This is a genomic window from Pantoea sp. CTOTU49201 (genome assembly GCF_032054795.1).
Taxonomy (GTDB): Bacteria; Pseudomonadota; Gammaproteobacteria; order Enterobacterales; family Enterobacteriaceae; genus Pantoea; species Pantoea symbiotica.
The window spans coordinates 1-7,794 of record NZ_DAMBSA010000042.1; the positions used below are offsets into that span (position 1 = coordinate 1).

Sequence of the window (7,794 nt, forward strand, 5' to 3'; positions counted from 1 at the left end):
TCTGGCGACCTTTATCGCCAAAGATGTGATTGCCATCGTGCCGCTGCTGATTGTGGCGCTGTGGCTGTGGGGACCGCGCGATCAGCTGGAATCTCAACGCGCGCTGGTGCTGAAAACCGGCATGGCGCTGTTGTACGCGCTGAGCATCTCATGGTGCGTCGGCCAACTGTTGCCACATCCGCGTCCTTTTGCCATTGGCTTTGGACACCAGTTCTTATCGCACGCCGCAGATGACTCTTATCCAAGCGATCACGGCACCACCATTTTTACCTTTGCGCTGGCATTTATCTTCTGGCATCGCCTTTGGTCAGGTGTGGTGTTGCTGGTGATAGGCAGCGCCATCGCCTGGTCACGCGTCTATCTTGGCGTGCACTGGCCGCTGGATATGCTGGGCGGATTCCTGGTCGGCTTGCTGGGTTGTCTGGCGTCGCACATGGCGTGGCAACTGTATGGCGAGCGCATGCTGACGTTTACCCATCAGGTGTATCGCGCACTGTTTGCTATGCCGATTAAGAAAGGGTGGATTCGCGAGTAATTGTTTTGGTCGCCATCAATGGCGACCCTACAAAACGGTGCGCTTGATGCGCACCGTTTTTTATTAACTAAACCACTTACCGAACCAGCCGTGGAATTTCATCATAATGAAGTCCCAAATCCGGCCAATAAAGCCACCTTCCGGCACCGCTTCCATCGCCACCAGCGGACGTTGTTCAATAGTTTTACCATCCAGCTGGAAATCAATGGTTCCCACCACCTGATTCTTCTCCAACGGCGCTTCCAGCTGCGGTGAGTTCAGGGTAAAGCTGGCCTTGAGGTTTTTCATCTGCCCTTTTGGCACGGTGATCGCGGCGTCTTTTGCGACGCCAAGATTGACCTGGCTGCGATCGCCAAACCAAACGCGCTGCTGCGCAAACGGTTTATCGGCCTTAATCGGCGTCACGGTTTCATAGAAGCGGAAGCCCCACGTCAGCAGCTTCTCGCTTTCACGGAAACGCGTGGCATCCGTTGCCGCGCCGAGCACCACGGAAATCAGGCGCATATCACCTTCGGTTGCCGAGGCCACCAGATTATTGCCCGCGCCAGAGGTGTGACCGGTTTTGATGCCATCCACCTTTAGATTGGTGCTCCACAGCAGACGGTTACGGTTCATCTGCTTAATCTTATTGAAGGTGAACTCTTTTTCGCTGTTAATCGCATACTCTTCAGGCACATCGCTGATCAGGCGCTGGCCGATAATCGCCATGTCACGCGCGGTGCTGTATTGCCCTTCGGCGTCCAGGCCGTGCACCGTCATAAAGTGGGTGTTTTGCAGGCCAAAAGCTTTGACGTAATTGTTCATCAGCCCGATAAACGAATCCTGGCTGCCCGCGACATAATCAGCCAGCGCGATACGGGCATCGTTGCCAGATTGAATCACCACACCTTTATTCAGCTCAGAGACCGGAATGCGATCGCCGGGTTTAAGGAACATCAGCGATGAGCCGCGCAGCTTGGGATTGCCGGTTGCCCACGCATCCTGGCCGATGGTAACCATGTCATCGTTGTGAATCTTGCCCGATTTCAGCGCCTGGCCGACCACATAGCTGGTCATCATTTTGGTTAAACTGGCGGGGTCGAGGCGCTGATCGGCATTAGATTCCGCCAGCACTTTGCCGCTGTTGTAATCCATTAAGATCCAGGCTTTGGCGTCTATCTGCGGAGCGGCTGGAGCTTGTTCTGCCAGCGTTGAAATAGGAATGAAAAGTAATAACAGTGACGATGCAGCCAGAGGCCGCCATGCAGTAGCGAAGGTGTTTTTTCTCATGAGGATGACCAGATTGTCCTTGTTAAATCTTGGTTTTTTGCAGATAAGACATGTCTCATCCCACGCTAACGGTTCAGGCCAGCGAAAAAAACCGTCCAATCGTAAAGTTTTATAGAGTTTATTAGAGTAACCCTGGCACCAACCGCGCAGCGCCGCCACTTTTGCCCATCTGACTATTGAAAAATTTTGCGTGTAATTCCGATTTTTCGCAGAACGGTTAAGCCAGTCACAAATTTCCGCTAACCTGAATTCAGTCAGCCTGAGGAGAGCCGCGATGGACTTAGCCATTTTCGATTTGGACGAAACCCTGATTTGTGAAGACAGCACCAGCCTGTGGCTGCGCTGGTTGGTTTCACAGGGATTTGCCCCCGAAGAGATCATCCAGCAGGAGAAAATCCTGATGGAAAAATATCACACCGGTACGTTATCGATTGAAGAGTATATGAACACCACGCTGGCGCCACTCGCCGGTATGGCCACCATGACCGTTGAAGGCTGGGTACGCCGCTTTATCCATCGCGACATCATGCCGCGCGTTTTCCCCGCTGCCCGCGAACGTATTGAGTGGCACCAGCAGCGCGGCGACACGGTAATGATCATCACCGCCAGCGGCGATCACCTAGCGGTACCGATCGCCGAGCGCCTTGGTGTTCACGGCGCACTGGCGATTGGCGTTGAAGTGGTGGATGAACGCTACAGCGGACAAACCTACGGCACCATGACCTATCGCGAAGGCAAAGTGACGCGCCTCAGCGACTGGAAAGCGTTACAGCAGGATCAACGCTTTGAACGCACCTGGGCTTACAGTGATTCAATGAATGATTTACCGCTGCTGGCGCATGCCGACCATGCATGGGTGGTAAATCCCAATCCGCTGCTGCTGCAGGAAGCACAACAGCGCGGATGGGAAGTGTGTAACTGGGCACGCTAAGTTAACCGCGTGGGGCGCTGGCGGCGTCTGGCAGCCCCACTTTCAGCAGCTTGCCGTTGGATTCATCGGTTAGCACGTAGAGATAGCCATCCGGGCCTTGTCGTACATCACGAATACGCTCGCCACGCTCTTGAAGCAATCTCTGCTCCTCCACCACTTTTTCGCCATTCACCTGCAGGCGAATCAAACTCTTCTCCTTCAACGCGCCGATAAACAGTGAGTTTTTCCATTGCGGGAAGCGCGCGCTGTTGTAGAACGCCATGCCGCTGATGGCGGGCGAGACTTTCCAATAGTGCAGCGGTTGCTCGGTACCTTCGACTTCACTGCCTTTCGCTTCCGGCACTTTCTGCCCGCTGTAATCAATACCGTACGTCGCCAGCGGCCAGCCGTAATTTTTGCCCTTCTCCGGGATGTTGACCTCATCGCCGCCGCGCGGGCCGTGTTCGCTTTCCCACATTTGCTGCGTCCACGGATTGAGCGCCAGCCCTTGCGGATTGCGCATGCCGTAAGACCAGATCTCAGCACGCGCACCCTGGCGATTAACAAACGGGTTGTCCGGCGGGATTTCACCGTCTTTGGTCAGACGCACGATTTTGCCGGATAGCTTGTCCAGCTGCTGCGCGCTGCTGCTGGCGAAGTTGTCACCGAAGGCGATATAGAGAAAGCCCTGACGATCAAACGCCAGTCGCGTGCCGATATTGGCGCCACTCGACAGCTTTGGCGTTTGCTCCAGCACTACGTTAAAGTCGCTCAGTTGGCGGTTGTCATCGCTTAATCGGCCATAACCCACCACGCCGCCGGCGCGGCCGCTGGCATCGGCGGTGGTGTAGCTAAGCCACACGCGTCGGCTTTGGGCAAAGTCCGGCGCCAGCACCACATCCAGCAAACCGCCCTGACGATTCGCCCATACTTTCGGCACGCCGCCGATCGGTTGCGACAGACCTTTGCCCGGCTGCCAGCTGCGCAGCTGGCCGGATCGTTCAGTGATTAACAGCGTTTGATTGTCGGGCAGAAAAGCCACGGACCACGGATGATCGAGCTTGTCCTGTAGCACCTGAACCTGCACATCGGCAGCGAATAACGGTAAGGACGTGCTTAAAGCGCCAAATAGCAGCGCGGCGGGCAGTAAACGCATGGCATTCTCCTTTATCACGGTCTGCCGTTAAGGGTAGTCAGCGCGTGACAAAGGATGTGCAGGATTTACAAAACATTAAGCCCGGCACGCGGCCGGGCACAGGTTCAGGTTCAGGGCGCGGAGAACGCCAGCGTGTCACGCACCATCTCGTCAATGCCTGGACGAAGATCGGTGAGGGTAATTGGCGTGTTGTTGTTAGGTAGGGTTTTGCCGAAGGCTTTACGCACCACTTTAATCATCGGCTTGCCGGTTTGAGCATCCACCGCTTCGATTTCGAGGAACAGCGAACTCTCTTGTGTGCGATGTCCGGTGGCCGCCATGGTGCTGGCGACAACGGCAGCAATCGGCACCACTTCGTAGAACTGCACGCCTTCATTTTCTGCCGATACCGCCGTAATCGCCGCTTTCACCAGCAGCGTACGCGGGCCTTTGCTGGTCACCAGCGGTTTGCGTTCAGAAATCGCCTTTTTCAGCTGGCTATCGGTGTAACTGCGCACCTCATCCAGCGTTTGCTGGCTGATACGCGCGGTCGGATGCGCCGCCGGATAATAGACCACCGGCGTGTAAACCACGCCACGATAATCAGCATCGTGATAATCGGGAGAGATCCAGCGCAGCGTCGGTTTACCGCTCGGTGATTGGGTCGATTGCAGCTGACTATAATCGCCGAGGAAGCCGGAATATTGTTTTTTGTCGGCCACATGAGAGGTACAGCCCGCAGCCAGCAGCGCCAGCGTTAACACGGGAACACAAAGGGGAAATCGCATGAGAAAGCCCTTATCAGAGGTAATTGCTTCTCAAGTGTAGAGGTTGGTTTTCAGCGCGGGAGGAAATATTAGCGAAATGCGAGGAAAAACCACCTGCATTGCAGGTGGTTAGGCTGAATTACTCGAAGCAGGTTTCCGGGTTTTCCGACAGTGAAATAAAGGATTCACCGCCTTTGGTCAGCGCAATGATGCCACCGCTCTCAATATCATAAACCCACCCGTGCAGGCGCACTTTGCCTTTACGCAGCGCGACCGCCACGGAAGGGTGTGTTTTGATATTGTGCAGCTGCGCGATCACGTTCTCTTTCACCATTTCGTTGAGACGCTTCTCAACGGAATCGTAGTTGCGCTCTTCCACCACCGCTTTCGCCGCGTTGGCGTAGTGCAACCAGTGATCAACCGCTGGCATGGTTTCCAGATCGGCATTGGAAGCAATCGCGTTCATGGCACCGCAGTTGGAGTGACCACAAATAATAATTTCGGTCACGCCCAATGCAACAACCGCGTACTCAATGGTGGCGGACACGCCGCCCGGCTCTGGACCAAACGGTGGCACGATATTACCGGCGTTTCGGATCACGAACAGCTGACCTGGCTCCGACTGCGTCACCAGCTCTGGCACCAGACGGCTGTCTGAGCAGGAGATAAACAGGGCTTTGGGATTTTGGTTGGATGCCAAACTTTTGAAAAGATCCTTCCTTTCAGGGAACACATTCTGTTGAAAATTCAGAAAACCTTTGACGATCTCTTGCATATGTCTGCTCTCACATTATCCACTTCTGCCCTGGCAGTGAGGATTCACTATCAGTGCGATTTGAAATTTTCAGTGAAGATAAGTACTTACCTTTACCGACCCAACATTTAAGCAAAACACGTCAGCTTACACAACTCGGATCACGTTCGCAGACGAGCAACTCAGGCGCGGCGCTTAATGAGAGCGCGCGTCGCTCACTGAGTTAAGCATATCTACAGCACATTGGTTGTCGATAAGGAGATTCTTACACAGCCTATACATTTTCCTCTGCAACCTCTGTACAATCGCCCCCCTATCCACACTAATTATGATGAATTTTTAACCTTATGAGCCAAGTCAAAAATCCACCGCGCGTGGGGTTCGTCTCCCTCGGCTGTCCGAAAAACCTCGTCGACTCTGAACGCATCCTGACGGAGCTGCGTACAGAAGGCTATGACGTGGTGCCACGCTACGATGATGCGGAGATCGTCATCGTTAACACCTGTGGATTTATTGATAGCGCCGTACAGGAATCTCTGGAAGCGATTGGTGAAGCGCTGAACGAGAACGGCAAAGTGATCGTCACCGGCTGCCTCGGTGCCAAAGTGGATCAGATCCGCGAAGTGCATCCAAAGGTGCTGGAGATCACCGGCCCGCACAGCTACGAGCAGGTGCTTTCGCACGTGCACACCTATGTGCCTAAGCCGGAGCACAACCCGTTCCTTAGCCTGGTGCCAGAGCAAGGTGTCAAACTGACGCCGCGCCATTACGCCTACCTGAAAATTTCCGAAGGCTGTAACCATCGCTGCACCTTCTGCATCATTCCATCGATGCGTGGCGATCTGGATAGCCGTCCAATCGGTTCGGTGCTCGACGAAGCCAAACGTCTGGTCGAAGCGGGCGTGAAAGAGCTGCTGGTGATCTCACAAGACACCTCCGCTTACGGCGTGGATGTCAAACATCGCACCGGTTTCTGGAACGGATCGCCAGTGAAAACCAGCATGGTGAGCCTGTGCGAGCAGTTAGCCAAACTCGGCGTTTGGGTGCGTCTGCACTACGTTTATCCGTATCCGCATGTGGATGACGTTATTCCGCTGATGGCCGAAGGTAAGATCCTGCCGTACCTCGATATTCCGCTGCAGCACGCCAGCCCGCGTATCCTCAAGCTGATGAAGCGTCCAGGCGCGGTAGAGCGTACGCTGGAGCGCATTAAGCGCTGGCGTGAAATCTGCCCAGAGCTGACGCTGCGTTCAACCTTTATCGTCGGCTTCCCCGGTGAAACCGAAGAAGATTTCCAGATGCTGCTCGACTTCCTGCAGGAAGCGCGCCTCGATCGCGTTGGTTGCTTCCAGTACAGCCCGGTTGACGGCGCAACCGCCAATCAGCTGCCGGATCAGGTACCGGATGACGTGAAGCAGGATCGTTTTGATCGCTTCATGCAACTGCAGCAGAAGATCTCCAGCGAACGTCTGCAGGAAAAAATCGGCCGCGAAGTGCTGGTGCTGATTGATGAAGTCGACGAAGAAGGCGCGGTCGGCCGCAGCATGGCTGACGCCCCGGAAATCGATGGCGCGGTCTATCTGAACGGCGATCGTCAGGTGAAAGTCGGCGACGTGGTACGCGTTAAAGTCGAACACGCCGACGAATACGATCTGTGGGGCACGCGCGTTTAACCATACTTCTGCTGGTGCGCACGCTTGCGCGCCAGATAGTCAGTATCCGCGCGCAGTTTATCCCAACACGCTTTGAAAACGGCCGCCGCAGCGGCCTTTTCTTTTTCTGTGGTACGCGGCAGTTCGTTGCCCGCCTCGTCATATTTCCGCCCGCCCTGATGATTGCTGTAGCGGCGCGCTCGCGTGTACCCCATCTGAATATATTTGCGCGCCATGTCCATGCCGACAAAATCGTCCTGCGCGCGATACGCTTCAAACAACTGCATGATCTGCTGTGAAGATTGCTTTGCCAGCTCGACGGTGCGAAAACGCCAGTGCGGCAGAATCTCACTTTTGTAAGGTTCGACCATCAACACGCCCTGCTCGCCGCGCCCCACCTGATACAGCTCTGGCTGCTGGCGAAAATCGATGTGCTGGAAATCCTGCTCGTAATTAAACGCTTTCATCTGTTTTTTCCCGCCTCTCATCATCCCGTGACGTAATTATTTCCTGCTGGCACTTAAGCGATTTGCTTTTATACCGATAACTTCAATATCAGCCTACTTCCTCAGAGACGCACCTATGTTTAAACGAATGAAAATTGTGACGGCCATCATGATGATATTGGTGGTTTTCACCGCGATGCAGGCGATTTCCGGCTCGCTGTTTTTATCATCACTGATTACCGGACAGCATAATTTCACCACCAGCAATCAGCTGTCGCATCAGCAGCGTGAGCTGGCTGATGGCTGGCAAACGCTGGTGAAAACCC

At 54.6% G+C, this 7,794-nt stretch carries 9 protein-coding genes; 4 read left to right on the forward strand and 5 right to left on the reverse strand.

Annotation, left to right across the window (positions count from 1 at the left end):
- Nucleotides 1-535, forward strand: a 535-nt coding sequence (ybjG, locus tag RTY00_RS05110; protein ID WP_312663652.1) for an undecaprenyl-diphosphate phosphatase, incomplete at its 5' end; no start/stop codon positions are given.
- A gap of 63 nt (nucleotides 536-598) precedes the next feature.
- On the opposite strand, the gene RTY00_RS05115 is transcribed toward ybjG, so the two are convergent.
- On the reverse strand, nucleotides 599-1,804 hold the full coding sequence (locus RTY00_RS05115) for a serine hydrolase (protein WP_312663653.1): 1,206 nt from the start codon (nucleotides 1,802-1,804) through the stop codon (nucleotides 599-601).
- A gap of 274 nt (nucleotides 1,805-2,078) precedes the next feature.
- On the opposite strand from RTY00_RS05115, the gene RTY00_RS05120 reads away from it, so the two are divergent.
- Nucleotides 2,079-2,735 carry an HAD family hydrolase gene (locus RTY00_RS05120; RefSeq protein ID WP_008102483.1) on the forward strand — a complete coding sequence of 219 codons (657 nt, stop codon included), beginning with the start codon at nucleotides 2,079-2,081 and terminating at the stop codon, nucleotides 2,733-2,735.
- Between the two features lies 1 nt (nucleotide 2,736).
- Here RTY00_RS05120 and RTY00_RS05125 read toward each other — a convergent pair whose 3' ends face one another.
- The 3 genes from RTY00_RS05125 to RTY00_RS05135 all read right to left on the reverse strand — a co-directional run bounded on the left by RTY00_RS05125 (nucleotide 2,737) and on the right by RTY00_RS05135 (nucleotide 5,391).
- Nucleotides 2,737-3,870, reverse strand: a complete 1,134-nt coding sequence (locus tag RTY00_RS05125; protein ID WP_312663654.1) for a PQQ-dependent sugar dehydrogenase — start codon at nucleotides 3,868-3,870, stop codon at nucleotides 2,737-2,739.
- A gap of 110 nt (nucleotides 3,871-3,980) precedes the next feature.
- Nucleotides 3,981-4,637, reverse strand: coding sequence for a DUF3313 domain-containing protein (locus RTY00_RS05130; RefSeq protein WP_312663655.1), 657 nt, complete (start codon nucleotides 4,635-4,637; stop codon nucleotides 3,981-3,983).
- A gap of 118 nt (nucleotides 4,638-4,755) precedes the next feature.
- Entirely contained in the window at nucleotides 4,756-5,391 is a 636-nt protein-coding gene (locus RTY00_RS05135; RefSeq protein ID WP_007887698.1) for a carbonic anhydrase, read from the reverse strand.
- 326 nt (nucleotides 5,392-5,717) lie between these two features.
- Here RTY00_RS05135 and rimO point away from each other — a divergent pair, with 326 nt between their 5' ends.
- Complete coding sequence (gene rimO, locus RTY00_RS05140; RefSeq protein WP_008102489.1) at nucleotides 5,718-7,043, forward strand: 30S ribosomal protein S12 methylthiotransferase RimO; 1,326 nt, start codon at nucleotides 5,718-5,720, stop codon at nucleotides 7,041-7,043.
- On the opposite strand, the gene RTY00_RS05145 is transcribed toward rimO, so the two are convergent.
- Entirely contained in the window at nucleotides 7,040-7,489 is a 450-nt protein-coding gene (locus RTY00_RS05145; protein WP_312663656.1) for a DUF4385 domain-containing protein, read from the reverse strand. The two genes, rimO and RTY00_RS05145, sit on opposite strands and share 4 nt — an antisense overlap.
- Nucleotides 7,490-7,604: 115 nt before the next feature.
- On the opposite strand from RTY00_RS05145, the gene RTY00_RS05150 reads away from it, so the two are divergent.
- The coding region (locus RTY00_RS05150) for a Tar ligand binding domain-containing protein (protein WP_312663657.1) at nucleotides 7,605-7,794 on the forward strand (190 nt) is incomplete at its 3' end.

Coding starts and splice junctions, on each gene's coding strand:
- RTY00_RS05115 (WP_312663653.1), bottom strand. CDS start 1,804: ATGAGAAAAAACACCTTCGCTACTGCATGGCGGCCTCTGGCTGCATCG.
- RTY00_RS05120 (WP_008102483.1), top strand. CDS start 2,079: ATGGACTTAGCCATTTTCGATTTGGACGAAACCCTGATTTGTGAAGAC.
- RTY00_RS05125 (WP_312663654.1), bottom strand. CDS start 3,870: ATGCGTTTACTGCCCGCCGCGCTGCTATTTGGCGCTTTAAGCACGTCC.
- RTY00_RS05130 (WP_312663655.1), bottom strand. CDS start 4,637: ATGCGATTTCCCCTTTGTGTTCCCGTGTTAACGCTGGCGCTGCTGGCT.
- RTY00_RS05135 (WP_007887698.1), bottom strand. CDS start 5,391: ATGCAAGAGATCGTCAAAGGTTTTCTGAATTTTCAACAGAATGTGTTC.
- rimO (WP_008102489.1), top strand. CDS start 5,718: ATGAGCCAAGTCAAAAATCCACCGCGCGTGGGGTTCGTCTCCCTCGGC.
- RTY00_RS05145 (WP_312663656.1), bottom strand. CDS start 7,489: ATGAAAGCGTTTAATTACGAGCAGGATTTCCAGCACATCGATTTTCGC.